The organism is Desmonostoc vinosum, assembly GCF_059505385.1.
In genome coordinates this window covers 1-21,999 of the sequence record NZ_JCACKM010000113.1, presented here as the reverse complement: position 1 = coordinate 21,999, position 21,999 = coordinate 1, and the positions used below count along the sequence as shown (strand labels likewise).

At 41.4% G+C, this 21,999-nt stretch carries 18 protein-coding genes; 11 read left to right on the top strand and 7 right to left on the bottom strand.

What is annotated here, in order from left to right:
• Positions 1 to 48: 48 nt before the first annotated feature.
• From AC5JMF_RS18040 to AC5JMF_RS18010, 7 genes are all read right to left on the bottom strand, one after another.
• Positions 49 to 963 (bottom strand): hypothetical protein, encoded by a 915-nt coding sequence (locus AC5JMF_RS18040; protein ID WP_495797096.1) that lies wholly within the window; start codon positions 961 to 963, stop codon positions 49 to 51.
• Between the two features lie 509 nt (positions 964 to 1,472).
• Positions 1,473 to 2,210 carry a hypothetical protein gene (locus AC5JMF_RS18035; RefSeq protein ID WP_495797095.1) on the bottom strand — a complete coding sequence of 246 codons (738 nt, stop codon included), beginning with the start codon at positions 2,208 to 2,210 and terminating at the stop codon, positions 1,473 to 1,475.
• A gap of 95 nt (positions 2,211 to 2,305) precedes the next feature.
• Positions 2,306 to 2,518, bottom strand: coding sequence for a hypothetical protein (locus AC5JMF_RS18030; RefSeq protein WP_495797094.1), 213 nt, complete (start codon positions 2,516 to 2,518; stop codon positions 2,306 to 2,308).
• A 62-nt stretch (positions 2,519 to 2,580) separates the two neighbouring features.
• Positions 2,581 to 4,836, bottom strand: coding sequence for a heavy metal translocating P-type ATPase (locus AC5JMF_RS18025; protein ID WP_495797093.1), 2,256 nt, complete (start codon positions 4,834 to 4,836; stop codon positions 2,581 to 2,583).
• Positions 4,837 to 5,000: 164 nt separating this feature from the next.
• On the bottom strand, positions 5,001 to 5,201 hold the full coding sequence (locus AC5JMF_RS18020; RefSeq protein WP_495797092.1) for a heavy-metal-associated domain-containing protein: 201 nt from the start codon (positions 5,199 to 5,201) through the stop codon (positions 5,001 to 5,003).
• A gap of 86 nt (positions 5,202 to 5,287) precedes the next feature.
• Positions 5,288 to 5,449, bottom strand: a complete 162-nt coding sequence (locus tag AC5JMF_RS18015; protein WP_495797091.1) for a hypothetical protein — start codon at positions 5,447 to 5,449, stop codon at positions 5,288 to 5,290.
• Between the two features lie 209 nt (positions 5,450 to 5,658).
• Positions 5,659 to 7,479, bottom strand: coding sequence for a DUF1565 domain-containing protein (locus AC5JMF_RS18010; RefSeq protein ID WP_495797098.1), 1,821 nt, complete (start codon positions 7,477 to 7,479; stop codon positions 5,659 to 5,661).
• 485 nt (positions 7,480 to 7,964) lie between these two features.
• Between AC5JMF_RS18010 and AC5JMF_RS18005 the strand changes: the two genes are divergently transcribed.
• The 11 genes from AC5JMF_RS18005 (at position 7,965) to AC5JMF_RS17955 (ending at position 21,652) form a co-directional block, all read left to right on the top strand.
• The gene (locus AC5JMF_RS18005) at positions 7,965 to 9,020 is read left to right on the top strand and encodes a thiamine phosphate synthase (protein WP_495797097.1); all 1,056 of its coding nucleotides are present in this window, start codon (positions 7,965 to 7,967) and stop codon (positions 9,018 to 9,020) included.
• 142 nt (positions 9,021 to 9,162) lie between these two features.
• Positions 9,163 to 9,375 (top strand): sulfur carrier protein ThiS, encoded by a 213-nt coding sequence (gene thiS / locus AC5JMF_RS18000; protein WP_495797090.1) that lies wholly within the window; start codon positions 9,163 to 9,165, stop codon positions 9,373 to 9,375.
• A gap of 317 nt (positions 9,376 to 9,692) precedes the next feature.
• A complete protein-coding gene (msrB, locus tag AC5JMF_RS17995) occupies positions 9,693 to 10,190 on the top strand; it encodes a peptide-methionine (R)-S-oxide reductase MsrB (protein ID WP_495797089.1) in 498 nt (165 codons plus the stop codon).
• 243 nt (positions 10,191 to 10,433) lie between these two features.
• Entirely contained in the window at positions 10,434 to 11,072 is a 639-nt protein-coding gene (gene ccmP / locus AC5JMF_RS17990; protein WP_495797088.1) for a beta-carboxysome protein CcmP, read from the top strand.
• A 10-nt stretch (positions 11,073 to 11,082) separates the two neighbouring features.
• On the top strand, positions 11,083 to 11,859 hold the full coding sequence (locus AC5JMF_RS17985) for a pentapeptide repeat-containing protein (RefSeq protein ID WP_495797087.1): 777 nt from the start codon (positions 11,083 to 11,085) through the stop codon (positions 11,857 to 11,859).
• A 199-nt stretch (positions 11,860 to 12,058) separates the two neighbouring features.
• A complete protein-coding gene (locus AC5JMF_RS17980) occupies positions 12,059 to 12,697 on the top strand; it encodes a hypothetical protein (protein ID WP_495797086.1) in 639 nt (212 codons plus the stop codon).
• A gap of 98 nt (positions 12,698 to 12,795) precedes the next feature.
• Positions 12,796 to 14,448, top strand: a complete 1,653-nt coding sequence (locus tag AC5JMF_RS17975; protein ID WP_495797085.1) for a cytochrome P450 — start codon at positions 12,796 to 12,798, stop codon at positions 14,446 to 14,448.
• Positions 14,449 to 14,532: 84 nt separating this feature from the next.
• Positions 14,533 to 15,153 (top strand): hypothetical protein, encoded by a 621-nt coding sequence (locus AC5JMF_RS17970; RefSeq protein ID WP_495797084.1) that lies wholly within the window; start codon positions 14,533 to 14,535, stop codon positions 15,151 to 15,153.
• A 1,237-nt stretch (positions 15,154 to 16,390) separates the two neighbouring features.
• A complete protein-coding gene (locus AC5JMF_RS17965) occupies positions 16,391 to 19,147 on the top strand; it encodes a CHASE2 domain-containing protein (RefSeq protein ID WP_495797083.1) in 2,757 nt (918 codons plus the stop codon).
• Between the two features lie 54 nt (positions 19,148 to 19,201).
• A complete protein-coding gene (locus tag AC5JMF_RS17960; protein WP_495797082.1) occupies positions 19,202 to 20,134 on the top strand; it encodes a helix-turn-helix domain-containing protein in 933 nt (310 codons plus the stop codon).
• A gap of 303 nt (positions 20,135 to 20,437) precedes the next feature.
• Positions 20,438 to 21,652 (top strand): NAD(P)H-quinone oxidoreductase subunit H, encoded by a 1,215-nt coding sequence (locus AC5JMF_RS17955; protein WP_495797081.1) that lies wholly within the window; start codon positions 20,438 to 20,440, stop codon positions 21,650 to 21,652.
• The last annotated feature ends 347 nt before the right edge of the window (positions 21,653 to 21,999 follow it).

Here is a 21,999-nt window from a genome sequence, read left to right as displayed (position 1 = left end):
TGCTAGGTGCTTTCCTCAGCTTATCTGCTTTGTATACCAATTAGATAGCTAGGGGGTGCGAGTGCGATCGCTAAATGTCGGCTCAGCATCAAGATTCCACACACTTTCACTAAAGGCGGTAGGATTAGCAGTGAGGGTATCTCTGGTATTCTCTGTACCGACAATAGTATCAATACCTGCAAAGCTAACTGTTCCTGTACCATTAAACCCAGTGGTATCTGCACCATTGAGGGTAAGATTAATCGCTGTGGGGAAGGTGGTAAAGTCGAGGAAGTCGTTTCCTGCTCCTCCAGTTATCAGTCCTGTAGGATTTACACCGTCGTTAAAGCGGAATCTATCTGCGCCTGCACCGGCGTCAATATTAACAGTTGTGACATCGCTAATGATAAAGGTGTCTTCAACACTCCCTCCAGTCAAGTTAGCAATATTATTAAAGCTAATCTGTCCGTTGAGTGTTCCTGTGCCATTGCCGTTGAGAGTCCAGAGATTAGCCTGATTTGCACCTACTAATGTATCATTTCCCCGTCCTGTGAGGTTCTCTGTTTCTGTGAATCCAAATACCCCAGCGATATTACCAGTGTTTGCACCTGTGACATTCCAAGTAACATTCACCCCACCAGGGCCAAATATAGTATCCGCATCTGCACCACCAGTAAAAGATGCTTGACCACCAGAATCTTGTAAAGCTTGAATTAAAGAGGCATCAACAAAAAGAGAATTATCCCCTGCTAAAAGATTGACAGTTATCTGAGTCTGCGATGAAAAGGAGAGAAGCTCAACAGGAGTGTAGTTTGTATTGTCGATACTGTACTCTAAGATGTCGGCATTCACTCGCAGATAAAGACTATCCCCAGCAGCAGAACCTGTAAAAGTTACCCTATTTCCTGTTAATCCTTCGATAAGTAACGGATTGACGTCAGAAGTGACTAAGGGAGAAAGTTCTAGTGGCTGGTTAGCGTCCATAAGTCTTTACTCGAATGAATTTTACTTAAAAATTGCCAGCACAAACTATTGATAGCCTTATTGATCACCAACAAAATGCTGCTTTGGAGCAGGCAGCATTTAATAATCCATAGAACAACAAATTTGCTCTTGGATAATGCTGAAGGAATGTAGGTTATGTAATCTTTTATGAAGTTGTAAACTATATTCCTCCCTAAACTTGCGCTGACAATGGGAGTGAACTAGATTTTCTTAACCCCCCTTTTTCAGGAATCATCAAGAGAGGTAAATCGTATTTAATTGGTATTAAGACTTGCTAACTATTGTTAACTAAGGTTTCTATATAGACATCAAGGGAACAATCTATATTTTTCAGCGATTTTACGTAATTTCTAGCCTAAGTCTGATTAAATCACAATGAATCACATTAAATAGTGAAGAATTGTAATACTTTCAACAGGTCGCGCCCAGGATTTGGAAATTGGGAGCAATCCCAGTACCCTTTAAGGGAAATACTCTCTGTGGTACAGTCAATTTATTCCGATCATCAGTTGTGTTGATTCATCTGGTGCGTTATTGATGACATAATCTTGATCTTGCAAAAACTTATTATTAATAAGCTCTTTGAGTGTTTCTACGTCACTATCCCACTTGTCAATCACTGCACCTACAGCAGCCAAACGTGCTATTGATTCTTCTTGAGTAATCATACGACTAAAGTTAGCCGAGAATAGTACTGCTGGCTTAGTTGTTTGGTCTGGATACTGCAACTTAGCCTCACTAATCTCTAGAAATACCTGTGTTTCATCCAGTTTATAAACTAACCTTATAGAAGCTTCCACAGGTGCATGACCAAAATCTTGCCATGCTCCAGGCTGAAGCAGTTTGCTAAATGTGTAGTTACGTGCGCTCAAATTTTGTGGTTCATAAGGCACAATCCCACGTAAATTAATTCCTACACCTTGATAGCTTAACTGCTTGACTGTTTGGATAAATTGATGAGCTACTATCGGAATCTGTACTTCGCTGGTTTTTTTTGTGGCAATCTTCTCAGCAAAAATTACTCTATTCACTTCTGCAACTATGCTGACACCATTCTGGTAAACAACCTGCGCCGCAGTATTCGTAATAACTGGTGGTCTAGCTAATTCCCAATCGTTAGGGACAATTCCTGTGTACTTGAGAAAGTCTGCGGTCAATATACTGGGGTTTTGATGCCGGATGGCGATCGCTATCAACAGTTCTTGAACTTGAAAATCTTTAATCATATTGCACAGATTTATGTGTGTAGAAATAAAACCTATTTTCTCTTATAAGAGCTTATACGAGAATACACTTATGTAACTATCTTTGGGAATAAATTTTAATTGGGCTTACTTCGCAGAAACCACCATAATTCTAGTGCGATCAATCCTAGTCCGCCTGCTGTAACAGCTGCTTTTGCCCACAATGGTTGCTCAATACGTTGAAATTCTGTATGAGTTTTGTGAGTAGTTTGTGCTACCGCTTTGTGAGTAGCAACGCTCAACAATAGTCCCATACTTGCAATACTGCCAATGATTGCTGTTCTATTCATGATTTCAATGCCTGCATTTGCCAATACTACAACTAAGTCCAGTCCCCAGTCCCCAGTCCCTTCTACCTAATCGGTTGGAAATTTCGCAAACGCAACGCATTCGTGACTACGGAGACGGAACTAAACGCCATTGCTGCACCTGCAATAATGGGGCTGAGTAGCCAACCGAAGATGGGGAAGAGAATTCCGGCTGCAATGGGAATACCAGCAACGTTATAGATAAACGCAAAGAAGAGATTTTGACGAATGTTACGAATTGTGGCGCGAGAAAGTTGAATAGCGGTGACTATTCCCTGTAAATCTCCAGAGATCAGGGTAATGTCACTAGCAGCGATCGCAACATCTGTTCCCGTACCAATCGCTATACCTACATCAGCTTGAGCTAGAGCTGGTGCATCATTGATGCCATCCCCGACCATAGCTACAATCTTACCTTCTAACTGAAGTTTTTTCACAGTTTCGGCTTTTTGATCTGGACGAACTTCGGCAAAGACTCGCTTGATACCTACTTCATGAGCAATGACTGCGGCTGTGCGGCGATTGTCTCCAGTTAACATTACCACTTCTAATCCCATTTTTTGCAATGCGCGAATCGCGTTGACAGAAGAGGGTTTCACTGCATCGGCAATACCTATAATTCCTTGGATTTGGCTATTCACTGCCATCCAAATCACTGTCTTACCTAGATATTCCCAGCGATCGCAATTTTCTTGTAATGTGCTTAGATCAATGCCCAATTCGTTCATCCAACGCTGAGTACCAATTTGTACCAGTTGATTTGACACATATGCTTGCACACCGCTACCTGCGATCGCTGTAAAATCCTCTGCATCGGTTAACTCGACACCTTGAGATTGAGTATAATTGACGACTGCTTCCGCTAGAGGATGTTCGGAATTACGTTCAACGGCTGCGGCAAGGCGTAGGAGATTTTGCTCGTTGCTATTGGCTGTACCGTTGAGGGTTACAAAGTCGGTGACGGTGGGTTTACCTTGGGTAATTGTGCCTGTTTTGTCAAGCACCACAGTCTTGAGCTTGTGCGCGAGTTCTAAACTTTCTGCTCCTTTGATGAGGATGCCGTTTTCGGCCCCCTTACCCGTTCCTACCATAATCGAAGTTGGCGTTGCTAAACCAAGGGCACATGGGCAAGCAATAATTAACACACCGACAGTGGTAATTAGTGCCATTGTGACATTGCCCATGACGTTATACCAAATAATGAAGGTGGCGATCGCGATCGCAATTACAGCAGGTACAAACCATCCAGTGACTTGATCTGCCAATCGCTGAATCGGCGCTTTTGAGCCTTGTGCTTGCTGCACTAGCTTGACAATTTGCGCCAAAAATGTATCTTTACCTACTCGTGTCGCCCGGAATTTAAAGCTACCAGTTTTGTTGATTGTGGCTCCAATCACTTCATCCCCTGGCTGCTTCTTCACAGGCACACTTTCACCAGTCACCATTGCCTCATCAATAGTTGAGGAACCATCAATAATCTCGCCATCGACTGGAATCTTTTCGCCTGGACGCACAAAAACAATATCGCCTTTAATCACCTCGATAATTGGGATGTCTACCTCTATGCCATTGCGAAGGACGCGAGCAGTTTTAGCTTGCAAGCCGATTAACTGACGAATCGCTTGAGAAGTTTTTCCTTTGGCACGATTTTCTAGCGATCGTCCCAGCAAAATCAAAGTGATGATAATTACAGATGCTTCGTAATATACATCAGCAGGTAATCCTTGATTAGTGAAAAACCCAGGCCAGAATGTGGGGAACAGAGAATACACATAAGCGGCACCTGTACCAATTGCCACTAAAGTATCCATAGTTGCTGTGTGACGTTTTAGAGCTTTCCCAGCATTGATAAAGAAAGATGCGCCACACCAAAATAGCACAATCGTTGCTAGCACCAGCTGTAGCCAAGGATTATGCAGCCACATGGGAATCAAGGGAATGGACAACCCCGTCATCATCGGTAATGAGCCAATAAATAAAATAGTGCTGATAACGCCGCCAACCCAAATTTTTCTGACTAACGCTTGAGTTTCTGCTTGGCGTTCCTGCTGTCCTGCATCATCTTTTGCAGTAAATAAATCATCGTCTTGCATCGGTTGAGCAGAATATCCCGCAGCACCTATCACATCACAAATCGCTTCTAGGCTAGTTTTTCTGGGGTCGTAGTTGACAGTGGCTTGCTCTGCCCCAAAGTTGACACTACATTCATTCACACCAGGAACAGAGCGAATTGCCTGTGCAATTGTGTTGGCACACGAAACGCAACTCATGCCTCGTAGCTTTAAATTCGCGTTTTCCATATTTGATGGGGAGTGGGGAATTGTGTAAGGCTGGGTTTACAGATATAATTAGTGGTTTATCGCATTAATTTTGATAGGCTGCGAGATCCCCGACTTTTTCCAAAAGTTGGGGATCTGAATCACCGTTAACCAATCAAATTTAATGAAATGAACTACTAGAAAAATTAGTGGGCAGCTACGGTGTAGCCTGCTGATGTAATTGCTTCTGTAATCGCAGTTTCCAAAGCTTGAGTTTCGATGTTGACAAGTTTGGTTTTGGGATCAGCCTGAACTGTTGCAGTTGGGTCAACCGTTTGAATCGCTTTGGTAATGGTTTCACCACAAGCTGAGCAAGCCATGTTAGGAACTTTGAGTTGCAATGTCATGATTTCAATTTTGATGAACTATCTCTATCTTTAATTCTCTAGTTGGCTGGAGAGTCAAGGAAAAACTAAAAAAAATTTATAAAAAATTAGACTTCTTGCAAAAATACTTGAACCGTCAGAGACTGAAGTCTCTGCCTAATAGCAAAAGTCCGTTTCAACGGACTAAAAATACTGTTATTAGTCGGTTTCAACCGACTTGAGTTATCAGCCAGAAAATAAATTTTCTGGCGAGTATCCGACTTTTGCAAGAGGTCTATTATGCCGAAAACCTTGAGTAACAGGCGCATAGTGCCGCCCAAGCGTACTTTAGGCAAGGGATGAAGGCTAATGTAAGGGATTGGGCAGAAAAAGAACAAACACTAATTTCCCGTGGGCTTCTCTGCGAGACGCTACGCGTAGCAAGATCCCGTAGGGTACGACTTTGCTCAGCCCAGTCTCCACTACCCAGTCCCCAATATCAATTCAAAGGCTCCATAACTGCCCTTAAACCCTTGCTATCAAGGATTTTGACCATTTCTTTAGCGTTGTATTCGCTGGTAAAGACTCCTACTTGCATGACTTTTTGACCTTGCCAGACTGTGGGGAAAGCGCCAGGAGCAAGCGATCGCACTAAATCCCGATCTTTGTCAGTTGCAAATTGTACTACCACACGGTAACGTATGCTAGGCTGTGTAGCACGAGCAGGTGGTAATGATTCTCCACCAATAGACCCAGTTGGAGAAGTTTGTGGTAATGGTAAGTTCGGTAAATTGCGAGTATTGCCATCAGGAAGTGGCAGAAGACCTAAATCGCCAGGTGACGCAGCTTCTAAGACTGGCAATGGTTTACCAGATATCTGTGCTGTTGAGTTAGATGAGGGCCCAGGTGCTGTAAATTCAATCGTGTTGGGATCAATCTGCACATAATTTACCTGTGGCGTTTCTGGTTTGGGAGTGGTATTTGTCTCAGGGACGACTTGATTATCAGTAGGTACTTGTCCATTTGGCAGACTTGTAGGAATAGGAAAACCAGTAACCTTTGAGGTACGTGGTTTAGGTGGTTGTTGATTAGATCTGGGTATAGCAACTGGTAGCTTAGCTGGCAGTAATGGCAACAGTTGGCTATTTAATTGCGGATTAGTACTATTATTTGGAGGAATTGGACGGTTGTTAGCAGTGTCAGCAACTCCGGGAGCAGCAAAACTGATTTCTCCGCTAGAGGGTACTTCTTGTATGCGACTGGAGACAGGAGGGTTTTGGGGTTCTAGTGCTGTTGTACCGCTGAGATCTACCTTACCTTGAATGCGACTACTGACCAGGTTGTTTCCAGCAGCAGAAATTATTTGCTTGGCAGTGCTGGTATTAATGTCGTAGCGAGCATTATTTTGAAATTGATTACCCCCCGGTTCGGACGCGTTGCCTAAATCTGGCATTGCTTGAGCGATCGCCACTAAACCGTCTTCTTTACTGCCTTGAATTAAATTATTTCGCAAAATTGGGCGAGCATTTGCTTGCACTAAAACACCTGCTCTATTTTGCTGAATTTGATTACCCACCACCAAAGGGGCAGCATTTTGGGCGATATTGATCCCATAGCCAGTTTGCTCAAAGATATTTTCCCGCACTTGCGGACGAGAGTTACCAGCAATTGTTAGTCCATTCGCCCCATTACGATAAAAGTAATTCTTGCTAATGGTTGGTGCAGCGTTACCTGTGACGGAAATCCCATCTTGAGTACTGCCAGTAAAAGTATTTTCTGCGATCGCCGGATTGCTAGATTCAATCCACAAACCGTAACCACGGGGATTAGAGTTACTTACCGTCACCCCAGTCAAACTGGCTTGGTTTGCTCCTACAATGGTGACGTTTTGACCACCAAAGCTGCGACTGAGATAATTACCACCACCTTGAATCGTGATATCCTTACCTTTATTCTCAGGATTGCCTTGAATAGAAACCCCCTGTTTCATCATCAAAGGAAATGTCTCTCCTGTTTCAGCACTGTAAGTACCTGGAGAGAGGATAATCACAGTATTGACGTTGGCTATTCGTAGTGCTTGAGTAATTGTTTTGAAAGGAGTGCGATCGCTACCATTGCCTGTATTGTCATCTCCTACACTGGGATTGACAAACAGTGTATTCTCACCAATAGGCGTTGTCATTTCTGGTGTAGATGGCATTTGAGCAATGGCGCTACCAAAGCTCAAACCTAAAAATGCTACACCCATCATTCCAGTACCCACAGTAAAATTCAGTACTGAACAACCAGCTACAGAAAGCATTACTGATTCTATAAACATCAGCTTTGCAGATGTGACAGATGCTCTAAGGTATTTAGGAAACACAAGAGAACTCCTTAAAACCAAAAATAACTTTTTATGTTTTTACTTGCTAGTACTAATACGTAAGCATCAAAAGTTCTATTGTTCCAAACTTTTGACTTTTTGTTAGATGGTGTGTCTATTGCTGTCGATGAGTACTAGTATGTCGATAATGTTACCCACATATTGACCGATTGGCTCATTTTGTGGGAATTGGGAATTATGTAGTGATTTGTCATTAACTAACTACTTCGACTACTACATTCTCAATTCTCAATTGCCAATTCAGCTACTTTTATCAGAACCTATGCAAACATGAGATAATTGTCAAAAAATCTTATCACTGGGTTGTCTTGAGTACGCCTGGCAAATCTCTAGTAAAATTAGCAAACTCATTTTAGGTCGTGATTAATAAAACATATGATAATTCGTTTTTCGCTGAAAGCACCAATGGGGTTGTGGTAATGGTCGAGCCATACAGCCAAACAGAGCAAATACAGCAAGTTGTCTACCGAATCTTAGACGCTAATTTAGACCGCGCTCGTGAAGGCTTGCGAATTATCGAGGAATGGTGTCGCTTTGGTTTAAATAATAGCCAACTGGCTGTTGAATGCAAACACCTGCGGCAAGAAATAGCTAAATGGCATACTTCTGAGTTGCGAGCAGCACGCGATACACCAGGCGATCCGGGAACTGAATTGACTCATCCCCAAGAAGAACAAAGAGCTAGTATTAAATTAGTGTTGCAAGCTAATTTTTGCCGTGTCCAAGAAGCACTACGGGTGCTGGAAGAATACAGCAAGCTTTATAACCCGAATATGGGTAAAGCTTGTAAGCAAATGCGCTATCGAGTTTATACCCTAGAAAGCAGTTTAATGGGTCATCAGCGCCATCAATTGTTGTGGCGATCGCGTCTTTATCTTGTGACTTCCCCTGGTGAAAACTTTTTCGGCGCTGTGGAAGCTGCACTCAAAGGTGGATTAACGCTTGTACAATACCGCGACAAAACCGCCGATGATTCTATACGTCTAGAACAAGCCAAACAATTGCGGCAATTATGCCATACCTACGGTGCATTGTTCATCGTTAATGATCGCGTAGATTTAGCTTTGGCAGTAGATGCCGATGGTGTGCATCTAGGACAGCAAGATATGCCAATTGCGATCGCACGTCAATTACTCGGCCCCCAAAGATTAATCGGTATGTCCACCACAAATTCCGAAGAAATGCAAAGGGCAATTACAGAAGGCGTAGATTATATTGGCGTCGGCCCAGTTTATGAAACTCCCACCAAAGTTGGCAAAGCAGCAGCAGGTTTAGATTATGTCATCTATGCTGCTAGAAATTGTTCAATTCCCTGGTTTGCCATTGGTGGTATAGATGCAAATAATATTAATGATGTCATCGACGCTGGAGCAGAACGTGTAGCAGTAGTGCGATCGCTAATGCAAGCTGAACAACCTACCTTAGTAACGCAATATTTTCTGTCTCAACTCAATCGTATTAAACTCAGGCCATAAAAGGGAACAGGGAAAAGTGATAACTAAAACTTGCGGGCATTAGTGTAGTGGAGTGTAGCTTATTCGACTTTGAACTTTTACTTTTTTTCGGTAACAATTTTCCATTCAAAAAAATTAACTAAATTCAACAACAAGTTTCCTTATGTCTCATGAGATTATGCTTCAAGTCAATGGGGAAACCCAAAGTTGCGCGTCTCAAACTCTTTTACCCGACTTACTGCAACAGTTAGGTTTCAATCCCCGCTTAGTCGCAGTAGAGTATAACGGCGAAATCTTACACCGCCAGTTCTGGCAACAAACAACAATCCAACCAGGCGATCGCTTAGAAGTAGTGACAATCGTCGGTGGGGGATGAGGGAGGTTGTTCTAAGTTGACAATTAAATAAACAAACCAACTCACCAACCAAAAGATCAGGGAGAGTCAATAATTACGAATTACGAATTCGCTCGATTACTGCGTAGCCGAAACTCACCAACCAAAAGATGAGGGAGAGTCAATAATTACGAATTACGTTAGCGTTAGCGAAGCGGTAGCGAGGTACGAGCGTCAGCGGTAGCGAGTCCTCGATAGCGTTAGCGTAAAGCCTACGGCATAGCTTCGCTTAGAGCGACGCAGGAGCGTCGCGTCATTACGAATTCCGAATTACGAATTCCCCACTTTCAAGATAGATTATGGATAAACGCTATTTTTTACAAGCTAGTGTAGTTATAGTTGGCGCGGCATTGTCAACACGTTATATCAATCAGAGGACAGAGGTCATGACAACTTCCAATACTGAGTTTGAAATTACAAAGCCTGATGAAGAGTGGCGCAAAGTGTTGACGCCGGAGCAGTTTCATGTATTGCGTAAACATGGTACAGAACGCGCTCACACTAGCCCACTAGATAAGCAATATGCTCAAGGGACTTACCTTTGTGCTGCGTGCGAACAGCAACTGTTCATAGCTGATACCAAATTTAACAGTGGCACTGGTTGGCCCAGCTTTTTTAACCCAATTGAAGGTGCGATCGCCACTACTGTAGATCGGTCGTTTTTGATGACTAGAACTGAAGTACATTGCAGTCGCTGTGGTGGACATCTAGGTCATGTATTTGACGACGGCCCTGCACCCACTGGTAAACGCTACTGTATGAATGGTGTGGCTTTGAAGTTTGTTCCTGCCGAATGATCAGTTAATAAACTGTTACCGATTTAAATTGCACATTCCCTAGTAGTTGTCATTAGTCATTTATCCTTTGTCAATACTAATGGCTAATGACAGTCTTTACCCCTGGTAATATAAAGGATGCAGCCATCCAGATTTATTTTTGGAAGTGAAAATATACCTATTAAAATCTCCTGCACTGATGCCGGAGGACTAGCTGGTAACTGATAACTGTTAACTGATAACTGAGAACTGGAGAGCAAAATCTTGGGAATAGAACTACGCAGTTTCGTATTTCTCGATAACCTGCAACCTCAACATGCAGCATATATAGGAACAGTAGCCCAAGGTTTTTTACCATTACCAGGAGATACATCGTTGTGGATTGAAATCTCTCCTGGTATTGAAATTAACCGTATTACCGACGTAGCGCTCAAATCTGCTTCTGTTCGTCCAGGGGTACAAGTAGTCGAACGCTTGTATGGTCTATTAGAAGTTCATTCTGCCTCTCAAGGAGAAACGCGAGCTGCTGGTCAAGCTATTTTAGCGATGCTGGGAGTCAAAAAAGAAGAATGTCTGAAACCGCGTGTCGTTTCTACCCAGATTATCCGCAACATTGACGCTTACCAAACACAATTGATCAATCGCACGCGTCGGGGACAGCTACTCTTAGCAGGACAAACGCTGTATGTCTTAGAAGTTGAACCCGCTGCTTATGCTGCACTGGCAGCGAATGAAGCAGAAAAAGCCGCAGCAATTAATATCTTGGAAGTCCAAGCTGTAGGTAGCTTTGGACGGCTTTACTTAGGTGGGCAAGAGCAAGATATTCTAGCAGGTGCGGCAGGAGCGTTAACAGCGATTGAAAGTGTAGCTGGCCGAGTTCCTCAAAGTGGGCGTCACGAGTAAAGGAGAGAAAATGGCAAATCAAGAGCATCTAGCTTTATTGAAAGCAGGTGCAATCACATGGCATGACTGGAGAAAGCAAAATCACCAGATTAAACCAGATTTCACCGCTGCCAACTTGCAAGGAGTGAACTTAAGCCGGGTAGATTTGAGTCATGCTGTACTCGTGGGAGCAAATCTCACGGGTGCTGATTTGAGTAGTGCTAGTCTCCACAAAGCCAACCTTGTAGAGGCTAACCTGAGTGAGACGAACTTGAGTGTTGCTGACTTGAGTGGTGCGACACTCGCTCAGGCAGATTTGCGTCGTGCTAATTTGATTGGTGCTAATTTGAGTAGGGTAAATCTGCGAGGTGCTGCGATCGCAGATGCTAATCTCATAGGGACTGACCTCAGAGGCGCTAACTTAAAAGAAGCAGATTTAGGTACGGCAAAGCTCATTCGGACTAATCTTTGTTTTGCTAACCTCATCGCCGCTAACTTAATCGAGGCTGACTTCAGCGAAGCCAACCTGCACCAAGCAGAATTAATCGGGGCTTACCTTTATAAAACTGACTTATACAAAACTAATCTCAGCAAAGCTCACCTAAGTGGTGCGTACCTATTGCGGGCAAATCTCAGCGAAGCTGACTTGAGAGACGCTAACTTGGGATGGGCAAACCTTACAGGAGCAAACTTTGCAGGAGCTAATCTCACAGGTGCAAACCTCAGAGGAGCTAATATCAAAGGTGCTAACTTCAGCGGCGTCAACCTTCAACATACAACGATGCCTGATTCTTCATCCCCTTGCTAAACATAGCAGTACTCACTATATGTTATCTATTTGACAATTACTATTAGTTTGAGCGCTGATTTCTAAAGTAAAGATAAAGACAAACTGAGACTGCTAAGTAAATGAGTATGATGCCAACAGTTAAAAGTTAGCAAATCAATCAAAAAGCTGTCTGATTCGAGAATTGAAGCCGCAAAAATAGCAATTTCTTGAAAAACTTATGGGTGCTTTTATTTATCCAATCTACACCTTAGCTAGTGTAGGGTTGGTGCTATGGGAGATTAGCTTATTTCAACAAGAACAAAAAATTAGCACAATTCTGCTAATTGTCGTACTGGCTGGTATGACATACGACAATTTGATTATTTCAATCGGTTGCATAATTAATGAAGGCGATTTATTAAAAACATTAAATCGCTTGCGCTTTACATTACACAATTTGTTTGTACCACTGCTGGTGGTAACTGCCGTCCAAATCAGCCATAACGCTGGTGTTGTGTGGATGAAAAACTCGCTGGTACATTATGGAGGCTGGGCGATCGCTTTCAGTCTAATCATACTTGGTTTAGTATCTGAATTTCGCTCTCAAGAACTGACACCAACATATTCTGCTGGTACCTTGCGTTACAAACCTCAAAGTAGTGAAATACCTATTTTGACCATCTTGACTGCCATATTAGTGGCTGTGGCAGGAATTTATATCTGGTATGAAATCCAATGGCCATGGATGTTGGTAGGAACGTTAGTCATGCTTTTTGGTAATGCTTTATCTGCCAGGTTTTTTAGTTCTATCGTTAGTTCATTTGTTGATTTTCTATTTATTCTAGCTTTATTGGCAACAGATTTAATAGTGCTTTAATTTTTGCTCTTTTGTCACAATATCACCCTCTTACCAATTTGTTAAACATATTTTTGTTGAAATTTTGATCACAGTTTATGTGAGGGAATTTTCATATCATGATCACAAAAGTTTTTACATTTTCTCTACTTTTTACATTTGCTTTTTTGTTAGTCTGGTCTTTAGTTTCTACCTGGTACTTTCAACTGGTAGCTCGCTTAAGTCTGCAAATTCATCACTCAGATGGCAGAACCATACCTAGGCAAGCTCCCAAAATGTTAGTAGGTAATTTGGTTGACGTTTATCGGGCAAAAAATCGTTTATCCGCTTATCATGGGTTTCACGAAAAATTCGGTGAGATTGTCCAAATTTTCTGGTTATGGCGACAACAAATTTCTGTCACTAACTACCAAATGGCTCGTCGTATCCTCATTTATAACCAGAAAAACTATGAAAAATTTACCCCCAATTCGCTAATTCAGAAACTCTATGGTTCAAGCGTCCTCACCAACACAGGAGATAATTGGCAACGACACCGCTTGTTAATGAATGAAGTTTTTTCGAGAAAGCATGTTAAAGGTTTTCATGATATTTTTGTTGACTACTCAGAAAGACTTGCTCACCAATGGAGCAAGCGCATTGATCAAGCTGGAGAGAATATTAAACTTAACATTTATGACGATTTAAACGCCTTGTTTTTAGATATTGTCGGTAAAACATCCATGAGTCATGATTTTGCTGCTCTCAATGGGGAAGCTAATCAGTTTCTCGCAAATATCAAATATATTCTGAATCAAAGTACTCGACCTGTACACCAATTTACCAAATGGTGGCAACACCTACCCTTATCTTCTAACCACAAACTTGCAGATGCCTTTAAATATGTAGATAACTTTCTCAATGAGTTGATTGAAGCTAGAAAAAATATCAATAAACAATCAAATTCAAACTCATCTAATGTACTAGATTTGTTATTGCAAGCAACTGATTTTTTTGAGGATAATATACAGCCTTTAACAGATAAAGAAGTCCGGGATAATCTACTCGCTATTATCGTAAATGGGCATGAGACTGTGGCTACAAGCGTATCTCTAACTTTATACTCACTAGCTCAACATCCTGAAATATTAGCTCGTGTACAAGCAGAGATAGCTGAAGTCATGGAAAAGGGAGGAGGACAATTAACAACCGCAGGTGTTGCAGAGCTTAACTATTTAGATTATGTTTTACTGGAATCGTTGCGTTTATATCCTCCAATGGCAGGGTTACAGCGAATTAGCCTCAATAGTGATGTTCTAGAGGGTTGGGCAATTCCTTCGCAACAAGCAGTAGGTATTACTTTTGGGCCATTACACGCAAATCCTGAATACTTTGGGGCTAATCCAGAGCATTTCAATCCCGATCGCTATCTTGACACAGAAGGTGTACCTGCCTTGGCAGGTGCTGTAGTCACCACCAAAGAAAGTACTCCCCTTAGTTTTTCCCAAGAGTGTCCTGTAAAATGGCTGCACTCTCTAGCTAAGCATGACAAAGGCAGAACAAAGGCAGGTGTTTGTTTACCACTGACATTCGGTGATGGTGCTAGAAAATGCTTAGGAGAGCATTTCGCGATGTATGAAATGAAGGTAGCACTAGCTGTGTTGCTCTATAGATTTAACTTGCAAGTAGCGCCTAACTTTGAAGCCGATTTAGAACTAGGAAAATTTGGATTATTTATTTCTATGTTTCCTAAAACGGGAATTGAATTGATTGTTAGTCGCCGTAAAGTTTAAAGTGATGTTGGTTACTGAGCGGAGTCGAAGTAACCAACACTCTATATCCTGTTGTTAGCAGAGTTTTTTTGAGGGATTAACGTCGTGGCTATTGAAGGATATATTTGGCTATATTGGCTGTTCTGTTTACTCGCTACGATGATTGTAGTTGCAAATAAAAAGTTTGCTGAGCAATTGCTCTATCCTGATGCAGATTCGACACATCAAGAGAACGGTTACAAAATTTCTCTAGTTTTAGGATGGGTAACGACGCTCATCGCAGCTGTCATTTACGTGATGTTTACAATTAAAACTGTTACAGGTTCCTATCAACTACCAGACTTAATATTGTTTGCGTTTGTGAATGGAGTTTTGGAACAATTTATGTTTATTTTTTGGTTTTTGGTAGGTTGCTATTTGGGACAAAAGCAGTTTCCTAACAAGCCAATTACTATATTTATTTGTGGATATATTAGCTATGTTTTTTACTCGGGATTAATTCATCCGTTTTTTTGGTTCCAAATCCTACCAAAGCATGAACCCTTTACACCCATGGCTTTCATACTGCCTTTTATGTCCATTTTTTGGATGTGGTTGTTATGGAGATATCGAGCAGTTGGCGCTATTATTGCGATGCATATTGTTATAGATTTTTTGACAATAGGGCATTTGCATTTTCATTGGTTTGAGTCTATACAATTTTTGACTAGACAAAATTTTAACTAAATTCCTCACTTTTCCCACTTTTCCTACTTTTTATTTCAAGAAATTTTCTTTATTTTCTTTAAAGTTTTTGATCATGTTATCGTAGTAAAATAATCAAGAAACATGTGAGTACTTGATGGTTGCCAAAGGGGGAACTTTCAACTGTTCGTAGGGCTGGGTACTGGAGACTAAGGACTGGAAACTGGGAAGGAGATATAGTTTAAATTCTTCAATCCTCAGTAGCTAATTCCTAATCCCCAATCTCTTTTATACATTTATACAAGTATACGCTTTACAAGCGATCGCTTTACGTAGTTAGTAGTGACAAAACGACGCATTGCTAAAGCATTCATAGCAAGGACTAAGGTTTGGGGTTGAGCATTACCAAAGCTTTAGTGATTTGCATGGCTATAAAGTTTGGGCAGAATCTACGTAGGAATAAGGAGTCATTTGACCTTTACCCTACTTAGAGGTGTTTCGGCTGAAGCAAGTGGGGCGATCGCCCATATCGCCCCATTTTCCTCATTTATAATGTCATGAAATTTTAGCAACTTAACACACAAATGTCTTCATAGAAAAGTCACTGACACTAATAAAAGTGGGAAAAGTGTGTCAAGTAGTTTTTTAGTTTAGTTAATCACTAGAGATATTAACTTTGTTGAGCAAGCTACAAGGAAGATTCTTTTTATCTATAGTTTAAATTACATATATTGATGATTATAATCCAATTCATATTTTAGAATAAACGAATATATTTCAACAATAAATAATTTTGTTAGCAATTGTAGAGTTAATTTAATCAAAACTCTGCCTAAATTTGTGTTTTTATAACTGGTAATTTGTGATTTATAAAAGAAATCACAGATGTTTTATCAAAAAACAAAGGTTTATAACCTTACCCGTAAATAGTGCAAAAAATCCTTGTAAGCTGTCGTGCTTATAAATTGCACTCTTGATTTGTAAGTAAGATGCTCCCTGCCCCCTGCTCTTTTGCGGTTTCAACGCGCAAATTAAATGCTTAACAGCTTATTAGGCTGTGTTATTTATTGATTAAATCAAGATTTAAAAGCGCAAAAACATTTATAAATATAAATTTAATGTCTAAATGCACAGATTCAAAATTATGTACTAAAAACAATTTGTTTTTGCAATGTGGCTACTATGCACAGTACTATAATTGCTATATTATCTAACTGCTGGGATGTTTTGTATCAAATAATACAAAAATGCCCTTTTGGCTATACTTTTAGTTCATCAAATGACCCTTTATAAGTATCAAGTCGGTGGTAGTCTAACTATTGATGCTCCTAGTTATATAGAACGACAAGCCGACGCACAACTTTATGAAGCGCTGAAAGCAGGTGAGTTTTGTTATGTTCTAAACTCTAGACAAATGGGTAAGTCATCGCTGTTAGTTAGAACTCGGCATCGTTTACAACAAGAAGGTTTTAAATGTGCCACCGTTGATATGACTAATATTGGCTGTCAGAACATTACTCCTGGACAGTGGTATAAGGGGATAGTTGGTGAATTATGGCTAGGCTTTAAATTGTTAAGTAAAGTTAATCTTAAAGCTTGGTGGCAAGAGCAAGAAGATTTACCTTTACTCCAAAGGCTGAGTCGGTTTATTTCCGAAGTTCTGTTAGTAGAATTTCCTAGCGAAAGGATTTTTGTATTTATTGACGAAGTTGATAGTATTAAAGGCTTAGATTTTTCTGTAGATGATTTTTTTGCTTTGATTCGGTTTTGTTATAACCAGCGAGCTATCAATCCAGAATACAAGCGTCTTACATTTGTAATCTTTGGTGTGATTACACCATCAGATTTAATCGAAGATCCACAGCGCACGCCATTTAATATTGGTAAAGCGATTGAACTGCATGGTTTTACTTTAGATGAAGTTCAGCCATTAGCTAAAGGATTAAAATTTTCCGAAAGTAATACTCAAGGAATTCTCAAAGAAATTTTAACTTGGACGGGAGGACAACCTTTTCTGACGCAAAAATTGTGTCAGTTGGTGATGAATTTCAGTCAAGATACGGTAAGTGGAACGCTCTTAATTCCTCCTGGTACTGAAGCCTTTTGGGTTGAAAGTATTGTGAGGTCTCAAATTATTCAAAAGTGGGAATCGCAGGATGATCCGGAGCATTTACGAACGATTCGCGATCGCATCCTCAGCAATGAACAAATGTCAGGACGGACACTAGGAATCTACCAGCAAATTTTAGCTGGAATAAAAGTACCAACCGATGATAGTCGAGAACAAATTGAACTACTATTGTCGGGGTTGGTGATCAGTCGGCAGAGATATCTAGAGGCCAAAAATCCAATTTACCAAGCAGTCTTTAGCTCAGAATGGGTTGCCAAACAATTAGAAAATCTTCGCCCTTACGCGCAAAATTTCAATGTTTGGATAACCTCAAATGAGCAAGATGAATCACAACTCCTAGAGGGAGCAGTATTGCAGTCAGCACTAGCTTGGTCAAAAAATAAAAAACTTAGCGATTTCGATTATCGCTTCTTAGCTGCTAGTCAAGAACTAGCACAACAAAAAATAGAAGGCGATTTAGTAGCAGAAAAACAAGCCAGACAACTCGAACGAGAAAAAGCAGAATTTGCCATACTTGCTGCCAAGCAAGCAAATCAGATTTTGGCAAACGCCCGCAAAACTGCTAAACGCAACGTCCAAAAACTACGTTTGGGCAAAGGTTGGATTGGGAGTATTGCCAGTGGAATTACCAGTCTAATTATCCTGATACGTTTTACTGGATTACTACAAGGTACAGAGTGGGCAATGCTGGATCGATATTTTCAAGCACGTGCTTCAGCAAAAATTGACCCTTACATTACTGTGATCACAATTAACGAGTCAGATATTCAACTGGTTGGTCAGTATCCTTTACCAGACCAAGTTTTGGCTCAAGCTATCCAGACTTTAAAAACTTATCAACCCAAAGCAATTGGACTAGATTTGTATCGAAATTTGCCTGTACAACCAGGTTATGAAAAATTAGTGAGACAATTTAGCACAACTCCCACTTTGATTGGTATTGAAAAGGTAGTGGGTAGCAAGATTGCTCCACCGCCGATTTTAGCTGAATTAGATCAAGTGGGTCTTGCCGATCAAGTTTTGGATGGAGATGGAAAACTACGTCGGGCTTTGCTGTCAGTTCGACTAAAAAATGGCAAATTACGCCTTAATTTGGGTTTGCAACTTGCACTAAACTATTTAGAAACTGTTGGTATTACTGCCCAATCCCTACCCAACCATCCTGAGCAAATGCAGCTAGGAAAAACAGTATTGGTTCCCTTTCAAGCGAATGATGGGGGTTATGTGCGAGCTGATGATGGTGGGTATCAGATTTTACTCAACTTTTATGGTACTCAAGAACAGTTTGAGACTTTTACGATCGCGGATTTACTAGCCAATCGGATACCATCACAAAAATTACGCGATCGCATCATTTTAATTGGTTCAACTGCTGAAAGCGTCAACGATTACTTTCAAACACCTTACAGCCACCAGCTATTTGGCCCTCCCAAACGAATGCCGGGTGTATTAATTCATGCAAGTATTACCAGCCAAATTTTGAATGCCGCACTGCACGCCAGACCAACACTGAGGGTTTGGTCTGAACCAATCGAGTTCTTGTGGATTTTATTTTGGTGTGGCGTGGGAGCAGCTTTAAGCTGGCAATTCAAATCAATTAGACTGATGATATTTGTTGTGGTGATCGCCACAACAGTACTTATCGCAATTACTTATCTTACCTTTTTGCAGGGTTGGTGGATTCCTACTATTCCCCCACTGATTGGACTTGTGTTTGCTGCTATTACTTTACCAATTATTACCAATAAGCATATAGAAAAAATTCAACTTCATCAAACAGTAATACTTTTAGTTAACATAGCTCAAGCACAACCTGCCGCCGGACAAATTGCCATTGAATATCTCAAGCAAGCAGAAAGCCCAGAAAATCAAGCCTTTATTGAGAAAATAATTTGTGATTCGTAATTGGGAAATGATTTAGACGCTCCAACTGACTTGAATGTTTGATAAATTAAGAACGTGAAAGCGGTCAGAGCAATGGCACAAACTAAATCTTTATCTATTGACTTCTCTAAAGAAAAGGAAGATGGATATAAGCGAGTATTCTCGCGATCGCCTCTTCTCACAAGTCTAGCAGCCAATTGGGATGGTGTTTACTTAGCCTATGATTGTCACCTGCCTGGCGAGATCCCTGAAGTTTTTGCTAAACAGCACGGCATCGCTATTTTTACCGAAATTACAACGCCAATTCCTACAGAACGAACGTTAGACGGGCGCTTCCGTAATGAGCAAATAGTTGAAGGTGATATTGTTGTCAACCCAGCCAATACGGGGCATCGTGCTTGTTGGCACGCGACAGGCGGTGTGCTGTATTTGGGTTTTGAGCCTAGTGTTTTCGCCCATGCAATTTATGAATCAGTAGATGGCGATCGCGTAGAACTTTTGCCACATTTTGCCAAACCAGATCCTTTAGTATATCAAATAGGGTTAGCACTCAAGTCTGCGTTAGAAAATTACGGTGTAGCCAGTCGTTTTTACGCACAAGCAATGACAAACGCTCTGTTTGTCCATCTTTTGCAGCACTACTGTACACAGCAATTTATTATTTGTGAGCATTCAGGCGGTTTAGTTAAACACAAGTTACAGCAAGTTATTGATTATATCAATGCTCATCTCCATCAAGATCTAAGCTTAAGAGAGCTTGCAACTCTTGTACAGATGAGTCCTCATTACTTTTGCCAACTATTTAAACAGTCCACCCACACAACCCCTCATCAATATATTATTCGCTGTCGCATTGACAGAGCAAAACAGTTATTAATTCAAGGACAGCTTTCCATTGCAGAGATTGCGACTCAAGTTGGTTTTGTCGATCAAAGTCATCTCAATCGCCACTTTAAGCGGCTAATGGGAGTAACTCCCAAAACATTGCTGCAAAAATACACAAAATAGCAAAAATATCCAAAAATCGGACGAATATCCAAGACAGCACACTGTTAACTGTTGAAAATAGGGAGACGCGGTGAGACAGCGAGTAAAGGAGGGTTTCCCTCCGCAGGCGACTGCGAACCCGTTCGCTGAAAGCGTTCCCGTTCGCGCAGCGTCTCCGATAGGAGAAGGGTAGGGGGACGCGGAGAATAATCAATGACAATTCCCAGCGATGCACTGAGCTTGCCGAAGTGTCCCCAGTCCCCCTAATCCCCACTCCCTCTGGGAGCGGGGGCCCCGAGTTCCCTAGTCCCCAAGAGAGACCTTATGATCACTGACGGTAAAAATACTGAAATCAAAAGAAGAATTGAAACTAGAACTGACCCCATGCTCATTAATATGGGCCCGCATCATCCTTCAATGCATGGGTGTTTCAGGTTAATTGTCACCCTCGATGGTGAGGATGTGATGGATTGTGAGCCAGTTATTGGCTACTTGCACAGAGGGATGGAAAAAATTGCTGAGAACCGCACCAATATTATGTATGTCCCCTATGTTAGTCGGTGGGACTATGCAGCAGGAATGTTTAACGAAGCAGTTACAGTTAATGCCCCAGAAAAATTGGCTGAGATTACTGTGCCCAAACGTGCTAGTTACATCCGTGTGATCATGCTGGAGTTGAACCGAATTGCCAACCACTTGCTGTGGTTGGGGCCGTTCCTACTTGATACTGGTGCTGGAACTCCCTTTTTCTATATCTTTCGAGAACGAGAGTTGATTTATGATCTGTGGGAAGCTGCTACAGGTTATCGGATGGTAAATAACAACTACTTTCGGATTGGTGGTGTGGCAGCAGATTTGCCTTATAGCTGGGTGGATAAGTGCCAAGATTTCTGTGACTACTTTATGCCCAAAGTAGATGAGTATGAACGCCTGATTACCAATAACCCTATTTTTCGCCGTCGGGTTGAGGGTATTGGAACTATCACTCGTGATGAAGCTATCAACTGGGGACTTTCTGGCCCTATGTTACGCGCTTCTGGAGTCAAATGGGACTTACGAAAAGTTGATCACTATGAATGTTATGATGATTTCGATTGGGAAGTGCAATCGGATACATCTGGCGATTGTTATGCCCGTTACTTGGTAAGAATTAGGGAAATGCGCGAATCTGTAAAAATTATTCGCCAAGCCCTCAAAGGGCTTCCCGGTGGCGCTTATGAAAATCTAGAAGCCAAGCGGATGGCGGCAGGCAAGAAATCTGAGTGGGATGGCTTTGATTATCAGTATATTGCTAAGAAAGTTGCACCCACTTTCAAAATTTCCAAGGGTGAAGTTTACGCTCGTGTTGAAAGCGGTAAAGGTGAGTTAGGAATTTATTTAATTGGTGATGATCATCCTTTTCCTTGGCGCTGGAAAATTCGTCCAGCAGATTTCAATAACTTACAAGTATTACCTCACATCTTACGTGGTGTAAAAGTCGCTGACCTAGTTGTAATCTTAGGTAGTATTGATATCATCATGGGGTCAGTAGATAGGTAATTCGTAATTCGTAATTCGTAATTCGTAATTACGTCTAATGTGAATTAGATATTAAAACTTGAATGATTTTGTCAATGCCCTCATGCTAAATCCAGTTGTGCAGTAGGGCGTGTTATGCCTTATGGCAACGCACCGTCCGAGATCTTCGGTGCGTTAGGACTTGCGTCCATAACGTACCCTACTGGACTGTCAAGGCTAAAATGGTGGAATAAGTTATCTTGTGGGGTGGGACGGGCTTTCCGTCCCACCCCACAAGAGTTCTTTATTTGTATAAAAATTGAGTAGGTTAAAATCCTTACAAAAACAGGGAGTAGGGAGTAGGGAGTAGGGATACAAAAACATTAAAA

Coding starts and splice junctions, on each gene's coding strand:
- AC5JMF_RS18040 (WP_495797096.1), bottom strand. CDS start 963: ATGGACGCTAACCAGCCACTAGAACTTTCTCCCTTAGTCACTTCTGAC.
- AC5JMF_RS18035 (WP_495797095.1), bottom strand. CDS start 2,210: ATGATTAAAGATTTTCAAGTTCAAGAACTGTTGATAGCGATCGCCATC.
- AC5JMF_RS18030 (WP_495797094.1), bottom strand. CDS start 2,518: ATGAATAGAACAGCAATCATTGGCAGTATTGCAAGTATGGGACTATTG.
- AC5JMF_RS18025 (WP_495797093.1), bottom strand. CDS start 4,836: ATGGAAAACGCGAATTTAAAGCTACGAGGCATGAGTTGCGTTTCGTGT.
- AC5JMF_RS18020 (WP_495797092.1), bottom strand. CDS start 5,201: ATGACATTGCAACTCAAAGTTCCTAACATGGCTTGCTCAGCTTGTGGT.
- AC5JMF_RS18010 (WP_495797098.1), bottom strand. CDS start 7,479: ATGTTTATAGAATCAGTAATGCTTTCTGTAGCTGGTTGTTCAGTACTG.
- AC5JMF_RS18005 (WP_495797097.1), top strand. CDS start 7,965: ATGGTCGAGCCATACAGCCAAACAGAGCAAATACAGCAAGTTGTCTAC.
- thiS (WP_495797090.1), top strand. CDS start 9,163: ATGTCTCATGAGATTATGCTTCAAGTCAATGGGGAAACCCAAAGTTGC.
- msrB (WP_495797089.1), top strand. CDS start 9,693: ATGGATAAACGCTATTTTTTACAAGCTAGTGTAGTTATAGTTGGCGCG.
- AC5JMF_RS17985 (WP_495797087.1), top strand. CDS start 11,083: ATGGCAAATCAAGAGCATCTAGCTTTATTGAAAGCAGGTGCAATCACA.
- AC5JMF_RS17980 (WP_495797086.1), top strand. CDS start 12,059: ATGGGTGCTTTTATTTATCCAATCTACACCTTAGCTAGTGTAGGGTTG.
- AC5JMF_RS17975 (WP_495797085.1), top strand. CDS start 12,796: ATGATCACAAAAGTTTTTACATTTTCTCTACTTTTTACATTTGCTTTT.
- AC5JMF_RS17965 (WP_495797083.1), top strand. CDS start 16,391: ATGACCCTTTATAAGTATCAAGTCGGTGGTAGTCTAACTATTGATGCT.
- AC5JMF_RS17955 (WP_495797081.1), top strand. CDS start 20,438: ATGATCACTGACGGTAAAAATACTGAAATCAAAAGAAGAATTGAAACT.